This is a genomic window from Actinoalloteichus fjordicus (assembly GCF_001941625.1).
Lineage (GTDB): Bacteria > Actinomycetota > Actinomycetes > Mycobacteriales > Pseudonocardiaceae > Actinoalloteichus_A > Actinoalloteichus_A fjordicus.
Window position 1 is genome coordinate 5,910,364 of record NZ_CP016076.1, and the last position, 18,240, is coordinate 5,928,603.

Below are 18,240 nucleotides of genomic sequence, written 5' to 3' on the forward strand. Positions count from 1 at the left end.
AGGCCCGAACACCGGCTCGATGTCCCTCGTCGTCACCCCGGCGGGGCAGCCGCCCGACACCCCGCCGGGTGCCGACGAAGACCCGCCGTCCACGAGGTCCCCCGCCGCCCGCCGGTCGACGTCGAGTGCTTCGGCGGCCCTTTCTCCTGGCAGTCGCATCGGCCCGTCGAACATCGGACACCGACTACGGCAGCCTGCGTGCCACTGGCGACGGAAATCGATGTTCGGGGAGCTGGAACACCCAGCTCACCGTGGTTCTACCATGCGCAGCAGAAGCACGGCCCCGCCCACGAATCGCGTGCCGGGGCGAGAACACGTCGCGAAGGAGCCTCACGTGAGCAGCCCCACGCTTGCCGTCACCGACAGTGATCCTGTCGGCCTGACAGCAGACGCCCTGATCATCGGCACCGTGCAGGGCACGGACGGCGCCACGCCCGCACCGGGATCGGACTCGGTCGACGCGGCGTTCCCCGGTGGTCTCGCCGCGCTGCTGACGGTGGTGGGTGCGACCGGCCGCGCCGACGAGGTCGTCAAGATCCCGACGCAGGGTCGGGTCACCGCACCACTGCTCATCGCGGTGGGGCTCGGCAAGGCCGACCAGGACGGCGGGCTCACCGCCGAACAGGTCCGACGCGCCTCGGGTGCGGCAGCCAGGGCGCTGGGCGACGACGTCGCGCAGGTGGTGAGCACCCTGTCGACGATCGACCTGGCCGCCGCCGCACAGGGCACCGCGCTCGGCGCCTACCGCTTCGACCAGTACAAGTCGACCGAAGAGGGTCGGGCACTGAACTCCGTCACGTTCGCCAGGACGCCGGAACAGGACGGTGACGCCACCGCGACCCTGACGGCCGCCGCCGCCATCGCGAAGGCGGTCAACTCCGCCCGCGACCTGGTGAACACCCCGCCCAACGACCTTTTCCCCGAGTCCTTCGCGCAGCGCACCGCCGACCTGCTCCGCGGCACCGACGTCGACTTCGAGGTGCTCGACGAGCAGGCGCTGGCCAGGGACGGCTACGGCGGCATCCTCGGCGTCGGCGCGGGCTCCTCCCGACCGCCTCGCCTGCTCCGCCTGCGGTACAAGGGCCCCAAGGCGGGCAAGAAGGTCGCACTGGTCGGCAAGGGCGTGACCTTCGACAGCGGCGGGATCTCGCTCAAGCCCGCAGCCGACATGCACCACATGACCAGCGACATGGCGGGCGCCGCCGCCGTCGTGGCCGTCGTGGTCCTCGCCGCCGAACTGGGCTATCCGCTGGAGATCACCGCGACGGTGCCGCTGGTCGAGAACCTGCCGTCCGGCACCGCCTACCGGCCGGGCGACGTGCTCACCATGTTCGGCGGCAAGACCGTCGAGGTCCTCAACACCGACGCCGAGGGCAGGCTGATCCTGGCCGACGCGATCACCCGCGCCGCCGAGGACGAGCCCGACTACCTCATCGAGACCTCCACCCTCACCGGGGCGCAGGTCGTGGCGCTGGGCAAGCGGACCGCCGGGATCATGGGCTCCGACGACTTCCGCGACCGGGTCGCGGGTCTGGCCCGCGCCACCGGCGAGGGCGGCTGGGCGATGCCGCTGCCCGAGGAGCTGCGCGGCGACCTGGACTCCAAGCTGGCCGACCTCGCCAACATCACCGGTCACCGCTGGGGCGGGATGCTCGCCGCCGGGATCTTCCTGCGCGAGTTCGTCGCCGAGGGCCTGGAGTGGGCGCACATCGACATCGCGGGGCCGTCGTACAACGACAAGGCCCCGTGGGGCTACACCCCCAAGGGCGGGACCGGCGTCCCGGTGCGCACCATCGCCGCCGTGCTCGCCGACATCGCCGAGCAGGGCTGAGCCGAGCAGGGCTGAGCCGAGCAGGACTGAGCAGGACTGAGGCGAAAGCAGCCACGGTCCGGCGGAGGCAGCAGCGCCCCGGTGAGTCGAGACTCACCGGGGCGCTTCTCGTGTCGTGGTCGAGGCACACCCCGCGCGATCGCCGCGGACGCGCAGCCCTCTCGATCACCGTCGGTCGGGCTGCGGCGCCTCGACGCCGAGCAGACCCCGCCGACCAGGGCGGCTCCCGCTACAGAACCCGACCTGCTCCGGCCGAACGCATCCGGTGCCACTGCCGGGCGGTCTCGGTGAGATCGGCGAGATCAGCCATCGGCCTCGCAGGCCCGGCCTGCGTCCAGACGGACCCCGACTCGTCGAAGGCTACGACGCTCGTCCCGACGGGCCACGAGATCGGCGGTGATCCTCCGCCGCGACACCGCCGAGTGCGCCGCCTGGCGCAGGCATCCGATCCAACAGCGCACCGGCACGCCGGTCGGGCGGCTCATCCGACACCGACCCGGCACCACGGGCCGCAGGCCTGGGGCCGGGCTCGTCGCCGCCCGCCGGTCCGGCGATCGTCCGCGCGGTCGGCCTGCTCACCGGTCACCGAAGCCATCGGCCGTCTGAGCTGCGCCGTCGTCCGACGCGGCTCGCCCGCCAGGCGGCCGGGCTCAGTCGACCGGTCCCCCAGCCCTCGGGCTCAGTCCTCCATGCGGCGGCGCTGCTCCTGTTTCCGTGCCGAGCGCTGCCGAGCCTGGAAGTCGCGCATCCGCTGCGGATAGCCGACGAGCCCGACGTCGTACACGGGCATGGCCAGCTTCTTGGCCAGCTGTTTGGCCGCCTCCGGTCCGGCGATCCGACGCCGGGTCCACTCGCCGTCGTGGGCGACGAAGACGATCGTCGTCTCCGTGACCGTGGTCTTCGGCTCGACGAAGGCCTCCACCCCGCGTCGAGCGGCAGCCCACTGTTCCAGATGACTCGTGTCGTCCTTGCTTGCCACGCGGGTCGTTCCAGGACGTTGACTCCTGCGAAACCTATCGAAAAGGCCCACAACGGACACCTCCTTCGTTATTGCCTCGATCCTGCCGGCCGGAGGTGTCACGGCGGTGACGTCCAGGCCGATCAATCCAAGCTCGTTTCATGATCCGTCATCGGCCGTCGGGCGCCGACGCGGCGAGGGGCCTGGCGAAGGCGCCGTCGCCCCCGGATCACCGCAGGCCGCCCGAGTGGAGATCGGGCCGCGACCGGTCACGGCGCGTCGGTCCGCGCGTGGTCCGAGCGAGGACGGGGATGCCGCCGCCTGCCGAGGGCATCGGCGGCATCCGGCACGGGCATCCGACACGGCGGCCGAACAGGGCCGGTCGAGGCCGCGTCGCCGACACGCCCGGCGTGGTGACAAGATGGCGTCGGGTACCAGCGACGACCGGCGCTGCATCCGATATATACGCGACCACCCTGTCGATGCGTTCGCAAGGAGATCCCGTGGCTGACACCTCCGCCGACATCGTGATCCTCGGTGGCGGCTCCGGCGGTTACGCGTGCGCGCTGCGCGCGGCTGAGCTGGGCCTGTCCGTCGTTCTGATCGAGAAGGACAAGCTGGGCGGCACCTGCCTGCACCGAGGCTGCATCCCGACCAAGGCGCTGCTGCACGCCGCGGAGATCGCCGACTCTGCCAGGGGAGGAGACGCCTTCGGCGTCAAGACCTCCCTGGAGGGCATCGACATGACCGGCGTCAACGCCTACCGCGACGGCGTGGTGAGCAGGCTCTACAAGGGTCTCCAGGGCATGATCAAGTCGAAGAAGATCACCGTGGTCGAGGGCGAGGGCACCTTCGTCGGTCCGAACTCCGTCGAGGTGGACGGCATCCGCCACACCGGCAGGAACGTGGTGCTGGCCACCGGCTCGTACGCCAAGAGCCTGCCCGGTCTCGAGCTGGGCGGCCGCGTCATCACCAGTGACCAGGCGCTGGAACTGGACTACGTCCCGGACCGGGTCGTGGTGCTCGGCGGCGGCGTCATCGGCGTGGAGTTCGCCAGCGTGTGGCGCTCCTTCGGCGCGGAGGTCACGATCGTCGAGGCGCTGCCCAGGCTCGTCCCCGCCGAGGACGAGTTCCTGTCCAAGCAGCTCGAGCGCGCGTTCCGCAAGCGGGGCATCGCGTACAAGACCGGGGTCCGCTTCAGCGGCGTCACCCAGAACGACGCCGGTGTGTCGGTGAGCCTGGAATCGGGCGAGCAGCTCGACGCCGACCTGCTGCTCGTCGCCGTCGGACGGGGGCCCAGCACCTCGGGCGTCGGCTACGAGGAGGCGGGCGTGGCGATGGATCGGGGCTTCGTCCAGACCGACGACCTGCTGCGGACCAACCTGCCGAACGTCTACGCGGTGGGCGACATCGTCCCCGGCCTGCAACTGGCCCATCGAGGCTTCCAGCAGGGCATCTTCGTCGCCGAGCAGATCGCCGGGCTGGACCCGACGCCGATCGACGAGACGGGCATCCCCCGCGTCACCTACTGCGAGCCGGAGGTCGCCTCCGTGGGCTTGACCGAGGCGGCGGCGGCCGAGAAGTACGGCGCGGTGCAGACCCTCGTATACGACCTCGGCGGCAACGGCAAGAGCCAGATCCTCAAGACCTCGGGTGCGGTGAAGCTGGTCAAGGCGGGCGCCAAGGGAGAGGACGGCCCGGTCGTCGGCGTCCACCTCGTCGGAGCCCGCGTCGGCGAGCTGATCGGCGAGGCGCAGTTGATCTACAACTGGGAGGCCCATGCCGAGGACGTCGCCCCCCTGATCCACGCACACCCCACCCAGAACGAAGCCCTCGGCGAGGCGCACCTCGCCCTGGCCGGCAAACCCCTGCACGCCCACGCCTGATGCCGGCGCGAGGAACATCCCCAACGAGCGACTAGTTCGAGGAGTCAGCGAAACATGGCCTTCTCCGTCCAGATGCCCGCACTCGGCGAGAGCGTCACCGAGGGCACCGTCACCCGGTGGCTCAAGCAGGAAGGCGACCGCGTCGAGGTCGACGAGCCGTTGCTGGAGGTGTCCACCGACAAGGTCGACACCGAGATCCCCTCCCCGGCGGCAGGCATCCTGCAGCGCATCGTCGCCCCGGAGGACGAGACCGTCGACGTCGGCGCCGAGCTGGCCGTCATCGACGACGGCTCCGGCGGCGCGGACGCTCCGTCCGCACCTGCGGAGTCCGCACCCGAACCCCCCGCCCAGGAGACGCAGGCCCCGGCTGCCGCCGAGCAGGAGGCCCCGGCCCCGCAGCAGTCCGAGCCCGCCGCGCCGCAGGGTGGTGGCGAGGGCACGTCCGTGCCGATGCCCGCGCTCGGCGAGAGCGTCACCGAGGGCACCGTGACTCGCTGGCTGAAGCAGGTCGGCGACTCCATCGCCGTCGACGAGCCGCTGCTGGAGGTGTCCACCGACAAGGTCGACACCGAGATCCCCTCGCCGGTGGCAGGCACGCTGCTGGAGATCTCCGTCCAAGAGGACGAGACCGTCGAGGTCGGCGCGCAGCTCGCCGTCGTCGGCGCGGCAGGCGCGGCTGCACCCGCAGCACCCGCCCCGGCCGCCGAGCCCGAGCCTGCGGCGCCTGCCCCGGCCGAGCAGCCGAAGCCCGCCGAGCAGCCCCCGGCAGCTCCCCCGGCCCCGGCCCAGCAGGCGGCACCCGCTGCCCCGGCGCCCACGCCCCCTGCCGCCCCGGCAGCGGCCCCGGCGACCGGGAACGACGCCGCGCCGTACGTGACCCCGCTGGTGCGCAAGCTCGCCACCGAGCACGGCATCGACCTGGCGACGCTGACCGGTACCGGCGTCGGCGGTCGGATCCGCAAGCAGGACGTCCTCGCCGCAGTGGAGGCGGCCAAGGCTCCCGCGCCCGCCGCCCCGACACAGGCCCCGGCCGCCGCCCCGGCAGGCGGGCCCAGTGCGGAGGCCGTCGCACTGCGCGGCAAGACCGAGAAGATGAGCAGGCTCCGCCAGGTCATCGCCCAGCGGATGGTCGAGTCGCTCCAGGTCTCGGCGCAGCTCACCACGGTCGTCGAGGTCGACGTCACGAAGATCGCCCGCCTGCGCGACCGGGCCAAGAAGGCGTTCCAGGAGCGGGAAGGCGTCAAGCTCTCCTTCCTGCCGTTCTTCGCCAAGGCCACCGTCGAGGCGCTCAAGCAGCACCCGAAGCTCAACGCCTCGGTGAACGAGCAGGCCAAGGAGATCACCTACCACGGTGCCGAGCACCTGGTCGTCGCGGTGGACACCGACCGAGGCCTCCTCGTGCCGGTCATCCACAACGCGGGTGACCTGAACCTCGGCGGCCTGGCCCGCAAGATCACCGATCTCGCCGAGCGCACCAGGGCGAACAAGATCACCCCGGACGAGCTGAGCGGCGGCACGTTCAGCCTGACCAACACCGGCAGCCGGGGCGCCCTGTTCGACACGCCGATCGTGTTCCAGCCGCAGGTCGGCATCCTCGGCGTCGGCAGCGTGGTGAAGCGCCCGGTCGTGGTCAGCGACGAGGCGGGCGGCGACACCATCGCCATCCGCTCGATGGTCTACCTGGCCCTGTCCTACGACCACCGACTCGTCGACGGCGCGGACGCGGCCCGGTTCCTCTCCACCATGAAGCAGCGGCTGGAAGAGGGCGCCTTCGAGGCCGATCTGGGTCTCTAGATCCGCCGACCCGGCTTGCCGGGTGACACCCGATCACGTCAGGCCCCCGAACCGTTCTGGTTCGGGGGCCTGATCGCGTCTCGCCCCCGAATCGGCCGATGGTCGGCGGCGTCCGGCCGCCCGCCCGCCCGCCGGAAGAGGTCGATCATCGGACGACGAACCCGCAGGTCGACTGCCCGACAGTCCCCCACTGCGGTCGATCAGGAGCCGCCGATCGAGCGGGCCCGGCCGCAAGCCGGTCTGCACGCCCAGTGGCAGACCGACTCCCGTGGTGCACCCGCCCGATACCGGGAGAGAACTCGCATTCTGGATGCCGATCGGCGACGATCACGCCATGCGCATCGTGATCGCGGGCTCCTCGGGACTGATCGGCACCGCCTGTGTCGCACTGCTTCGGCGGCGCGGCCACGAGGTCGTCCGGCTGGTCCGCCGGGCCGCCGCCGCACCGGACGAGCGGAGCTGGGACCCGCCGTCCGGCGTCATCGAGCCGGGTGCGCTCGACGGTGCGGACGCGGTGATCAACCTGTGCGGCGTGGGCATCCTGGATCGCCGATGGAGTGACGGCCGCCAGCAGATCATCCGCGACAGCAGGCTCGTTCCCAGCGAGGTGCTCGCGGGCGCCGTCGCGGACGCGGGAGTCCCGGTGCTGGTCAACGGCTCGGCCGTCGGCTATTACGGCGACACCGGAGACCGCGCCGTCGACGAGGGCGCCCCGGCAGGCGCAGGCTTCGTGGCCGGGCTGTGCGTGGACTGGGAGGACGCCGCCGCCGGGGCCACCGCCTCGGGCGGCAGGCTCGTGATCGCCAGGAGCGGCATCGTGCTCGCGCGCTCCGGCGGCCTGCTGGGCAGGCTGCGCCCGCTCTTCTCGGCCATGCTCGGCGGCAGACTGGGCAGCGGCAGGCAGTACATGTCCTGGATCTCCCTGGAAGACCACGTCGCCGCGCTGTGCTTCCTGATCGAGAACGAGTCGATCTCCGGCCCGGTCAACCTCACCGCACCCGCTCCGGTGACCAATGACGACTTCACCAGGGCGCTGGCCACCGCCGTGGGCAGGCCCGCACCCTGGGTGGTTCCCGGCTTCGCGCTGCGGGCGGTGGTGGGCGGCGCCGCCGACGAGATGATCCTCACCGGACAGCGAGCGGTCCCCCGCGAGCTGGCCCGTCACGGCTTCCAGTTCGCGCATCCGACCGTCGACTCCTGCCTGCCCGCCACCGTCGGCGGATGAGACCAGCGCCTGCGGGCGTAGGGTCGTGCTCGTGCCTCAGACGAACGCATCGGCGCGCAGCGCGTCCTGCCGGGCGAGCGCGGAACCCGTGCTCGTCGAGCGGATCGGCCGTATCGACTATGTGCAGGCCTGGGACCGGCAGCGAGAGCTCGCCGCCGCCCGTGCCGACGGACAGGGTCCGGACTCGCTGCTGCTCCTGGAACATCCCTCGGTCTACACGGCGGGCAAGCGGACCCAGCAGGAGGACCGCCCCTCGGACGGCACCCCGGTGGTCGACGTCGACCGGGGCGGGAAGATCACCTGGCACGGGCCGGGTCAGCTCGTCGGTTATCCGCTGATCGCGCTGCGGGACCCGATCGACGTCGTCGACTACGTGCGCAGGCTGGAACAGGCGCTGATCAGCGTGTGCGACCAGCTCGGCGTCCACACCGGCCGGGTGGAGGGACGCAGCGGCGTCTGGCTGCCCGCCGACGATCGCGGGATCGAGCGCAAGATCGCGGCCATCGGCATCCGGGTGCAGCGCGGCGTCACCATGCACGGCTTCGAGATCAACTGCGACGCCGATTTGGCGGCCTTCGATCGGATCGTGCCCTGCGGCATTCGCGACGCCGGGGTGACCTCGTTGAGCCAGGAGCTGGATCGACCGGTGACCGTGGCCGAGGTCCTGCCGTTGGCCGAGCAGGCGGTGTTGGACGCGATCGAGGGCATCCTGCCGATCAGCGAACGCGACGCCAGGGCAGGCGGAACCGAGCCGGTGCTCGATCCGGCCACCTTCGCCCTGGCCCCCAGCCTGGTGCCGCGAGGCTGACCCCGGCCGGGCGCTGTTGAAGACCGTCCGGGAGTTCGCCTCGCCGGGGGTCACCGCGGGCGGGACGGCTCCGGCACAGGCCTCGGCTCGCCGGCCCGCCGGACAGACAGCCGGGCGCGAGCCTGCCGCAGCCGGCGGTGGACGGCGCATCCGGCCTGCGCGCGCTCTCCGACCACCCGCCGGCGGGCAGACGTCGGCCCGCCCGGGTCAGCCGAGCTGCGGGACGACCTCGGCGGCGACCAGCTCGATGTGCTCCAGGTCGGTCACGTCCAGGACCTGGAGGTACATCCGGTCGATGCCGCCGCGCTCCCGCCAGCGGCCGAGCTTGTCGACCACCTCGGCGGGCGAGCCCGCGAGGCCGTTCTCGCGCAGCTCGGCGGGCTTCCGGTCGATCGCCTCGGCCCGCCGGACGAGCTCGGCGTCATCCCGCCCGACGCACAACACCTGGGCGGCAGACCACCGGATCTCACCGGGGTCCCGGCCCACGTCGACGGCGGCGGCCCTGACCCGGTCGAACTGGGCCGCAGCCGTGTCGGCGTCGACGAAGGGCAGGTTGAACTCGTCGGCGAACCTCGCGGCCAGCCTCGGAGTCCGCTTCTTGCCGCTGCCGCCGATCACCACCGGCGGCCCCGGCCGCTGCACCGGCTTGGGCAGCGCGGGCGAGTCGACGAGCCGGTAGTGCGTTCCGTCGTAGGAGAAGGTCTCGCCCTCCTCGGTCGCCCAGAGCCCGGTGATGACCTCCAGCTGCTCGGTGAACAGGTCGAAGCGCTCCCCGATCGGCGGGAACGGGATGCCGTAGGCGGTGTGCTCGCGGGCGAACCAGCCGGTGCCGAGCCCGAACTCGACTCGACCACCCGACATCTGGTCGACCTGGGCGACCGCGACGGCCAGCGGGCCGGGGTACCGGAAGGTCGCGGCGGTCACCAGCGTGCCCAGCCGGATCGTGGCGGTCTCCCGTGCCAGAGCCCCCAGGGTCACCCAGGCGTCGGTGGGGCCCGGCAAGCCGCTGCCGTCGCCCATCGAGAGGTAGTGGTCGGAGCGGAAGAAGGCGTCGTAGCCGGTCTCCTCGGCATGCCGAGCGAGCCGGAGCAGGTCGTCGTAGGAGGCACCCTGCTGGGGCTCGGTGAAGATACGGAGAGTGAGGCTGTCAGTCACGCTCCCCAGGCTACGACCCGACCGCCCGACCGCCTGTCCCACCGTGCAGGGCCGTTCGGGGTCGGTGTCGCTCTGCCGAGCCGAAGCGGGTATTGATGTCCTCATGGCGAAGTGGACCATCACGGATATTCCAGATCAGTCAGACCGAGTCGCGTTGATCACCGGCGCCAACTCCGGCATCGGCCGAGCCTGCGCGGTGGCGCTGGCCTCGCGCAACGCCAGGGTGCTGGTGGCGGCGCGGTCGGTCGAGCGCGGTACTGCCGTCGTGGAGAAGATCACGTCGGTAGGCGGCCGGGCCGAGCTGCTCGAGCTCGACCTCGCCGACCTCGCCTCGGTACGTCGGGCGGCCGCCGAGGTCGGCGAACGCGCCCCGGAGGGCCTGGACCTGCTGATCAACAACGCGGGGGTGATGGCCACTCCCCTCAAGCGCACCGCAGAGGGCTTCGAACTGCAGTTCGCCACCAACCATCTCGGACACGCCGCCCTCACCTGGCTGCTGATGCCCCGACTCCGACAGCGACCGGGAGCACGGGTCGTCACCGTGTCGAGCTTCACCCACAAGGGACGCGGGCTGGACCTGGACGACCCGAACTTCGATCAGCGCAGATACAACTCCGGCCAGGCCTACAGCCAGTCGAAGATCGCGAACCTGCTCTTCATGTTCGAACTCGACCGCAGACTTCGCACCGACGGCGCCGACGTGCTCAGCGTCGCCGCGCATCCGGGCATCGTCGACACCGAGCTGGCGGCCAACTCCGCCAGGATGCGTGCCTCGGACTTCATCGAGAAGGCGGCGAACCTCTTCAGTAAGACGACCGGACAGTCGCCGGAGCAGGGCGCCCTCCCGCTGCTCTACGCGGCCACCATGGCCGACGTCCGTGGCGGGGACTACTTCGGTCCCGACGGCCTTGGCGAGCTGCGTGGCGGGCCCAAGCGGGTGGCGACCTCCGCCGAGGCGCAGAGCATCTCGGATGCCCGCAGGCTCTGGGAGATCACCGCCGAACTGACCTCGGTAACCCCCGACCCCGTCTGAGGGCCTGCCTTCGGTCCCGCTCCGTCGGGAACGGGGATCGGCGTGGACGAAGCCGCACGGCGACCGGAGGAAGCCGCGACGGAGTCATGAGGACCGACGACGCAGCCGCAGATCGCCGCGACTGCCCCGCGCGACTCCGACGGCAGGGATCACAGACAAGCCGCGAGAACACCGGTGCGCTGGGACGACGATGACCGTCGCTTCCCGCAGGCCTCCCGATGCCTCGGCGACCACGAGTCCGGGCGCCTACGCCGCCGCCACCACGGGAAACGGCGGCGTAGGCTGGGCCGCGTGACGGTCGTACCGGAGGGACGGAAGCTGCTGCGTCTGGAAGTTCGCAACAGCCAGACGCCCATAGAGAAGAAGCCATCCTGGATCAAGACCCGCGCGCGCATGGGCCCGGAGTTCCGCGAACTCAAGAGCCTGGTGCGCCGCGAGGGACTGCACACGGTCTGCGAGGAGGCGGGCTGTCCCAACATCTACGAGTGCTGGGAAGACCGTGAGGCGACGTTCCTCATCGGCGGCGGGCAGTGCACCCGTCGATGCGACTTCTGTCAGATCGACACCGGCAAGCCGGATGCCCTCGATCGTGCCGAGCCGCGCAAGGTGGCGGAGTCGGTCCAGGCCATGGGCCTGCGGTACTCCACGGTCACCGGCGTCGCCCGGGACGACCTCGACGACGGCGGCGCCTGGCTCTACGCCGAGACGGTCCGGGAGATCCACCGGCTCAACCCCGGAACCGGCGTCGAACTGCTGATCCCGGACTTCAACGCCGATCCCGACCAGCTCGCCGAGGTCTTCAGCAGCAGGCCGGAGGTGCTGGCGCACAATCTGGAGACCGTGCCGAGCGTCTTCCGACGGATGCGCCCCGCCTTCCGCTACGACCGTTCGCTCGAGGTCATCACGGCCGCCCGTGCGGCGGGCCTGGTCACCAAGTCGAACCTGATCCTCGGGATGGGCGAGGAGCCCGCCGAGGTGGTGGCCACGATGCGCGACCTCCACGAGGCAGGCTGCGAGATCCTGACCATCACTCAGTACCTGCGGCCGAGCACTCGACACCACCCGGTGGACCGCTGGGTGAAGCCCGAGGAGTTCGTCTCCCACCAGCAGGCGGCCGAGGAGATCGGCTTCGCAGGCGTCATGGCGGGCCCGCTGGTGCGTTCGTCGTACCGCGCGGGCAGGCTGTTCGCCCGGACGAAGGCGCACCGGGGCGAGGCACTGCCTGAGAACCTGCTGCACCTGGCCGACGAGCAGCCTGCCGCTCAGGAGGCCGCCGCGCTGCTGGCCCGCTGAGCAGGCACGAGAGCGGGTCCCGGCCTGCGGGAGCCGCCCAGAAGAGACGCTCAGGCGACCGGATCCGCTCACCCTTCGTGACCGTCCGATGACGGTCACGGCGGTGGGCGGACCGGCCGCCCACCGGTCACGACGTCGGCCGTATCCTAGGGCCATGGCCCCTAAGCTGGATAAAGCTGCCGCCAAGGAAGCGGCGAAGCAGCGACGCCAGGCTTCCCGAGAGCGTCGCAAGCAGATCTTCGAGGCGTTCAAGATGCAGCGCCGCGAGGATCGCGGACTCATCCCGTGGATGGTCGGCGCGCTACTCGTGGTCGCCGGGGCGATCTTCGGCCTCGGCTTCATCTGGGGACTCCAGTGGGTCTTCCTGCCGGTCGGCATCGCCTTCGGTCTGCTGGCCGCCGTGGTCATCTTCGGTCGCCGCGTGCAGCGCAACGTGTATCGCAAGGCCGACGGTCAGCCGGGCGCGGCAGGCTGGGCGCTGGAGAACCTGCGCGGCCGGTGGCGAGTGACCAACGCCGTCGCCGGGACGGCCCATCTCGACGCCGTGCACCGGGTGATCGGGAGGCCGGGCATCATCCTGGTCGGTGAGGGCGCCCCGCACCGGGTCAAGAACCTGCTCGGCCAGGAGAAGAAGCGCATCGCCCGCGTCGTCGGCGACACCCCGATCTATGACGTGATCGTCGGGAACGACGAGAAGCAGGTGCCGCTCTCCAAGATCCAGGCTCACCTGGCGAAACTGCCCCGCAACATCACGGTGGCCCAGATGGACGTCATCGAGACCCGGCTGGCCGCGCTGGCCAGCAAGGGCGTGCCGCTGCCCAAGGGCCCGATGCCGCAGGGCTCGAAGATGCGCAGCATGCAGCGCACCGTGCGCCGTCGCTGACCCACGCCGAATCCGCACCGCCGCCGACGCTGGTGTCCAGTCAGGGCCGTCACCACGTCAGACCGAACGGGCCGCCTCTCGGCGGCCCGTTCGTCGTCTCGGCCTCGAGCGCTCGGGGAGTTCGGCAGCGGATCGAGGGCGTGCCGCGCTGCGACCGATTCCGCCTTCAATGGTTCGGATCGGCTCGGCAGGCCTTCCGTTCGCGGGGCGGCCGGTTCGCGGGGCGGCCGCGCACGAGAACCGGCAGACTGCCCTTTCGTGCCTGACGTGCCTGCCGACTGGCCCCCCGATGTGTCAGGGGCGGTACCGCATCAGACGGGCCCGTCAGACGTCGTCCGGAACCGGCCGTGCGATCGCGGTGGCTGCCCACGACGGCATGCGGCCCGTCCGATCCCGTTTCACCGGTTCACCACCCGCCCACGGCGCCGCCCCGAGGCATGCCGGATCAGACGGTCGAGGCCGTCGGCGCGGGCCGACGGGCGGCGCAGGCCTCAGTCCCGATGACGACCGGCCGCACTCCTCGGCCGTGGAGTTCGACGACCGTCGGCGGATGGGCGCGGCGACGCTCATCGCGATCGGACGACCACGGTCCCGGCGGCCTTGTCGTGCAGCCCTCGGGAGTCGGCGTCCCAGATCAGCGCGGGCACGATGAAGAAGATGAGCGCGGTGCGCGCCATGGCGCGCAGCGGACCGACGGCGGGAATGTCGCCGACCCTCGCGACGCGAATGCCCAGCAGGGCCATCCCGGGGGTGAAGCCCACGGTGGCCACCGGCAGGATGGTCAGCAGCGCCCAGACGAGCAGGCTCCAGTTCCTCGGCAGTTCCGGCGCGGTGAACAGGCCTGCGATCAGCGCGGACAGCAGCAGGTCGACCAGCAGGGCGACGGCCCGGCTCCCCTTACCGGCGACCGAGTCGGGTCCGTGCTCGGGCAGCCCGAGGCGTTGGCCGCGCCAGTCCTGCCGGACCTGCTCCGGTCGTTCCCCCGGCGGCAGCGCCGAGGATGGTCCGGTCAGCCAGGATCCGGTCAGCCTGTTCACCAGTCCAGAGTAAACCGCCTGGTGAAGGCGATCACGGCGGGTCGTGCCGCTCGGCGAACCCGCAGGCCAGTTAACGTGGTCGAAACATCCGGTTGATGAGTGGGCAACACGGGCCACCTAGCTTCGCCGTGAGCCGGTGGCATTAGACCGGTGGGAGGGACGGCACTGCCCGACCGGGCAGGGTCTTCGCTGCCCGAGTGGCCGGTAGCCGCCCCATGGTCCCGATCTGACGAAGGAGCCGTTAAGGGTGTTCAGCAATGCCGATGAGGTCCTGCGGTTCATCGCCGATGAGGACGTGAAGTTCGTCGATATCCGGTTCTGTGATCTGCCGGGAATCATGCAGCACTTCACCGTCCCGGCCGCGACCCTCGACGCCGACGCGTTCACCGAGGGGTTCGCCTTCGACGGTTCCTCGGTACGCGGCTTCCAGTCGATTCACGAGTCGGACATGCTGCTGCTGCCCGACCCCTACACCGCGCGGCTTGATCTGTTCCGGGCCGAGAAGACCCTGAACATCAACTTCTTCGTGCACGACCCGCTGACCCGCGAGCCCTACAGCCGCGACCCGCGCAACGTCGCACGTAAGGCCGAGGAGTACCTGGCATCCTCCGGAGTCGCCGACCAGGCGTTCTTCGGTGCGGAGGCCGAGTTCTACCTGTTCGACTCGGTCCGTTTCGACACCACCGCGAACTCGTCGTTCTACGAGATCGACTCCGAGGCGGGCTGGTGGAACAGCGGCGAGGACGAGCCGGGCGGCAACAAGGGCTACAAGGTCCGCTACAAGGGCGGCTACTTCCCCGTCGCGCCGACCGACCACTTCGGTGACCTGCGCGACCGGATCACGTTGAACCTGATCGAGTCGGGCTTCACCGTCGAGCGCGCCCACCACGAGGTCGGCACCGCCGGGCAGTCCGAGATCAACTACAAGTTCAACACGCTGCTGCACTCCGCGGACGACCTCCAGCTCTTCAAGTACATCGTCAAGAACACGGCATGGCAGGCCGGTCGCACCGCGACCTTCATGCCCAAGCCGCTGTTCGGCGACAACGGCTCGGGCATGCACACCCACCAGTCGCTGTGGAACGCGGGCAAGCCGCTGTTCTACGACGAGTCCGGCTACGGCGGCCTGTCCGACACCGCCCGCTACTACATCGGCGGTCTGCTGCACCACGCGCCGAGCCTGCTGGCGTTCACCAATCCCACGGTGAACTCCTACCACCGGCTCGTTCCCGGTTACGAGGCCCCGGTCAACCTCGTGTACTCGCAGCGCAACCGCTCCGCGTGCATCAGGATTCCGATCACCGGCAGCAACCCGAAGGCCAAGCGCGTCGAGTTCCGCTGCCCCGACGCGTCGGGCAACCCGTACCTGTCGTTCGCCGCGCAGATGATGGCGGGCCTCGACGGGATCAAGAACAAGATCGAGCCGGTCGCGCCCGTGGACAAGGACCTCTACGAGCTTCCGCCGGAGGAGGCCAAGGGCGTCCCGCAGGTGCCCAGCACGCTGCCCGCCGTCATCGACAAGCTCGAGAGCGACCACGACTACCTGCTCGAGGGCGGCGTGTTCACCCCCGACCTGATCGAGACCTGGATCAAGCTCAAGCGCGAGAACGAGATCGACCCGATCAGACTTCGCCCGCACCCGCACGAGTTCGCGCTGTACTACGACGTGTGATCGAGGCGCGGTCCCGGCCAGGGTTCTCGTGGCCGGCGACCGACTCCCGGCCGTACCCGGGTCGTGAGCCGGACCAACGGTCGAGCGCGTCAGGAGAGCGGCGGCTGAGGCATCCCCTCAGCCGCCGCTCTCGTCGTGTCTCCAGGCCCCGGCTCCCCGCCGCCGTCCGCACACGGAACGGCCTGTGGCGGCCGCGGCTCGGTGTGCCGACCGGCATGGTCGCGTGGCTCGACGCGTTGCGGCTGCTCGCCATCGAACCCGGCCCGCCCGGCCGCAGCGGCGGATGATCCGGCAGGCCCTGCCCCGACGGCGGGCCGGCAGGCGCCCGCGGCCTGCCCCTCGCACCTCGGACCGCCACGGCGGCACGGCCGGGCACTTCGCCCCAGCCTCGAGCCGGGCCGCGCGGGGGGACTCGTCACCCGGCAGGCGGAGCCACGCGGCAGCCCGGAGTCAGCCGCGATCCTCGGCACCGCACGGGCCCGCGTTCTGCCCTGAGCTGAACACGGAGTCATCTCACGACTCGCACGATCGAGAAAGATCGTTCTCATCTGGATCTCGATAGGCTGATGGGTATCTGATCGTCACCATCTTGTGGAGAATTCGTGACCAGCCGAGAGCGGGTCCGCGCCGTCGTCGACGCGCGGTGGTTCAACAGGTTCATCATCGGGGTCATCGTCGTCAACACGGTCGGCCTCGGCCTGGAGACCTCGCCGGGGCTGATGGCCGAGTACGGCACTCTGATCCACACCGTCGACCTCACCGCGATCGGCATCTTCGTCGTCGAGCTGGCCGCCAAGTTCTACGCCTACCGACTCCGTTTCTTCCGCGACCCGTGGAACTGGTTCGACATGGTGGTGGTCGGGGTCGCACTGGTCCCGGCGGGCGAGACCTTCGCCGTGCTGCGGGCGCTGCGCATCATGCGGGCGTTGCGGCTGATCTCGCAGGTTCCCAGCATGCGGCGGGTCGTGACCGCGCTGCTGAGCGCCATCCCGGGCCTGCTCTCGATCCTTGGTCTGCTGCTCCTCGTGCTCTACACGAGCGCCGTCGTGGGCGTCCAGCTCTTCCGGGGCGCGGCGCCCGAGCTGTTCGGCGATCTCACGACCTCGCTGTTCACCCTGTTCGCGGTCATGACGATGGAAGGCTGGCAGGGGATCGCGGAGGAGGTAATGGCCGTCTACCCGGCGGCCTGGATCTTCTTCATCGGCTACATCGTGGTGACCTCGTTCATCGTGCTGAACCTGTTGATCGCGGTCCTGGTGAGCACCATGGAGAACCAGCTCTCGGCCGAACGCTGGGAGGAGGACCAGAGCATCGAGGCCGTGCAGCACGCGCGCGTGATGGACGAGCTGCGGATGCTGTACGACAAACTGGCCGAGGTGCAGGCCGCCCTCCCCCGGCAGACCGGCGGCCCGGCCGACGGCATCGATCAGGTCGATCCGACCGCAGGCCGCGCCGAGGCCGCGCAACACGGAGCGCGAGCGGACGCCGCCCTGCCGTCCCACGAGAAGCCCGACAGGCTGCCGGAGCCCGCAGCCTGATCCGGCCACTCCGACTGCGGCTGTTGCTCCGCCCGATCACCCGGTCGTCCCGAAGCTGAGCAGCGTCGCAGGCCGCTCCGGATCGATCCACAGCCTCCCGTGAAAGCAATCGATCCCGGGGGTGACGCTGGATAGTCTGATCACGATCTGATCGTCACCATCCGTGGAGCATTCGTGACCAATCGAGACCGTGTCCGTGCCGTCGTCGACTCCCCGTGGTTCACCAGATTCATCGTCGGGGTCATCGTGGTCAACGCGATCGGCCTCGGACTGGAGACTTCGCCGAGCCTGATGGCCGGGTACGGGACGCTGATCCACACCATCGACATGATCGCGCTCGGCATCTTCGTCGTCGAGCTGACCGCTCGGCTCTACGCCTACCGTCTCGACTTCTTCCGCGACCCGTGGAACTGGTTCGACATCGTGGTGGTCAGTATCGCGCTGGTACCCGCCACCGAAGGTTTCGCCGTACTGCGCGCCCTGCGCATCATGCGGGCGTTGCGACTGATCTCCCAGGTCCCCAGCATGCGTCGCGTCGTCGGCGCGTTATTGAGCGCGATCCCAGGGCTGCTGTCGATCCTCGCGCTGTTACTGCTCGTGCTCTACACCGGCGCCGTCGTCGGCGTCCAGCTCTTCCGAGACGCCGCCCCGGAGCACTTCGGCGACCTCGGCAGCTCGCTCTTCACGCTGTTCGAGGTGATGACCCTGGAGGGGTGGCAGGACATCGCCGACCCGGTGATGGCGGTCCATCCGGCGGCCTGGGTCTTCTTCGTCGGTTACATCGTGGTGACCTCGTTCATCGTGCTGAACCTGCTGCTGGCAGTGCTGGTGAGCACGATGGAGGTCCAGCTCTCCGCAGAGCGCTGGAAGGAAGACCAGGACATCGAGGCCGCACAGCACAACCTGGTGATGGCCGAACTTCGAATCCTGCGTACGCAGCTGGCCGAGCTTCGCGGCGTGCAGCCCGGCACCTCCAACGGCTCGACATCGGGGGGCGTCGAGTCGACGGGCACGACGCCCGACGGCAACGGCCGACCGACGGCGGCGGCACCGAAGGCGGCGGCACCGACGAAGAAGGGCAGGCGGCGCCGGTCGCCCCGGCGCAGGCTCTGACCGAACCGGGCACG

14 protein-coding genes are annotated in these 18,240 nt (G+C 70.5%); 11 read left to right on the plus strand and 3 right to left on the minus strand.

Translation table 11 applies throughout. The annotated features are described in order from the left end of the window. The first annotated feature begins 334 nt into the window (after positions 1–334). The gene (locus UA74_RS25200; protein WP_075744214.1) at positions 335–1,831 is read left to right on the plus strand and encodes a leucyl aminopeptidase; all 1,497 of its coding nucleotides are present in this window, start codon (positions 335–337) and stop codon (positions 1,829–1,831) included. Positions 1,832–2,510: 679 nt separating this feature from the next. Here UA74_RS25200 and UA74_RS25205 read toward each other — a convergent pair. Beyond that, a complete protein-coding gene (locus UA74_RS25205; protein WP_075744215.1) occupies positions 2,511–2,861 on the minus strand; it encodes an oxidoreductase in 351 nt (116 codons plus the stop codon). A 431-nt stretch (positions 2,862–3,292) separates the two neighbouring features. On the opposite strand from UA74_RS25205, the gene lpdA reads away from it, so the two are divergent. From lpdA to lipB, 4 genes are all read left to right on the plus strand, one after another. Continuing rightward, positions 3,293–4,675, plus strand: a complete 1,383-nt coding sequence (gene lpdA / locus UA74_RS25210) for a dihydrolipoyl dehydrogenase (protein ID WP_075742459.1) — start codon at positions 3,293–3,295, stop codon at positions 4,673–4,675. A gap of 54 nt (positions 4,676–4,729) precedes the next feature. Beyond that, the gene (gene sucB, locus UA74_RS25215; RefSeq protein WP_075742460.1) at positions 4,730–6,469 is read left to right on the plus strand and encodes a 2-oxoglutarate dehydrogenase, E2 component, dihydrolipoamide succinyltransferase; all 1,740 of its coding nucleotides are present in this window, start codon (positions 4,730–4,732) and stop codon (positions 6,467–6,469) included. A 334-nt stretch (positions 6,470–6,803) separates the two neighbouring features. Beyond that, on the plus strand, positions 6,804–7,694 hold the full coding sequence (locus UA74_RS25220) for a TIGR01777 family oxidoreductase (protein ID WP_075744216.1): 891 nt from the start codon (positions 6,804–6,806) through the stop codon (positions 7,692–7,694). 31 nt (positions 7,695–7,725) lie between these two features. Further along, entirely contained in the window at positions 7,726–8,502 is a 777-nt protein-coding gene (lipB, locus tag UA74_RS25225) for a lipoyl(octanoyl) transferase LipB (protein ID WP_075744217.1), read from the plus strand. 207 nt (positions 8,503–8,709) lie between these two features. Here lipB and UA74_RS25230 read toward each other — a convergent pair whose 3' ends face one another. Further along, positions 8,710–9,657, minus strand: coding sequence for an LLM class F420-dependent oxidoreductase (locus UA74_RS25230; protein ID WP_075742461.1), 948 nt, complete (start codon positions 9,655–9,657; stop codon positions 8,710–8,712). Positions 9,658–9,760: 103 nt separating this feature from the next. On the opposite strand from UA74_RS25230, the gene UA74_RS25235 reads away from it, so the two are divergent. From UA74_RS25235 to UA74_RS25245, 3 genes are all read left to right on the plus strand, one after another. Then, positions 9,761–10,690 carry an oxidoreductase gene (locus tag UA74_RS25235; RefSeq protein WP_075742462.1) on the plus strand — a complete coding sequence of 310 codons (930 nt, stop codon included), beginning with the start codon at positions 9,761–9,763 and terminating at the stop codon, positions 10,688–10,690. A 291-nt stretch (positions 10,691–10,981) separates the two neighbouring features. After that, the gene (gene lipA / locus UA74_RS25240; RefSeq protein ID WP_075742463.1) at positions 10,982–11,983 is read left to right on the plus strand and encodes a lipoyl synthase; all 1,002 of its coding nucleotides are present in this window, start codon (positions 10,982–10,984) and stop codon (positions 11,981–11,983) included. A gap of 154 nt (positions 11,984–12,137) precedes the next feature. Beyond that, positions 12,138–12,866, plus strand: a complete 729-nt coding sequence (locus UA74_RS25245) for a DUF4191 domain-containing protein (RefSeq protein WP_075742464.1) — start codon at positions 12,138–12,140, stop codon at positions 12,864–12,866. Between the two features lie 566 nt (positions 12,867–13,432). On the opposite strand, the gene UA74_RS25250 is transcribed toward UA74_RS25245, so the two are convergent. Beyond that, positions 13,433–13,903: an RDD family protein gene (locus UA74_RS25250; protein ID WP_075742465.1), complete on the minus strand. Its 471-nt coding sequence runs from the start codon at positions 13,901–13,903 to the stop codon at positions 13,433–13,435. Positions 13,904–14,150: 247 nt separating this feature from the next. Here UA74_RS25250 and glnA point away from each other — a divergent pair, with 247 nt between their 5' ends. The 3 genes from glnA (at position 14,151) to UA74_RS25270 (ending at position 18,226) form a co-directional block, all read left to right on the plus strand. Continuing rightward, entirely contained in the window at positions 14,151–15,575 is a 1,425-nt protein-coding gene (gene glnA / locus UA74_RS25255; RefSeq protein WP_075742466.1) for a type I glutamate--ammonia ligase, read from the plus strand. A 602-nt stretch (positions 15,576–16,177) separates the two neighbouring features. Then, the gene (locus UA74_RS25265; RefSeq protein ID WP_075742468.1) at positions 16,178–17,113 is read left to right on the plus strand and encodes an ion transporter; all 936 of its coding nucleotides are present in this window, start codon (positions 16,178–16,180) and stop codon (positions 17,111–17,113) included. A 174-nt stretch (positions 17,114–17,287) separates the two neighbouring features. Further along, a complete protein-coding gene (locus UA74_RS25270; protein WP_075742469.1) occupies positions 17,288–18,226 on the plus strand; it encodes an ion transporter in 939 nt (312 codons plus the stop codon). Positions 18,227–18,240: the final 14 nt, after the last annotated feature.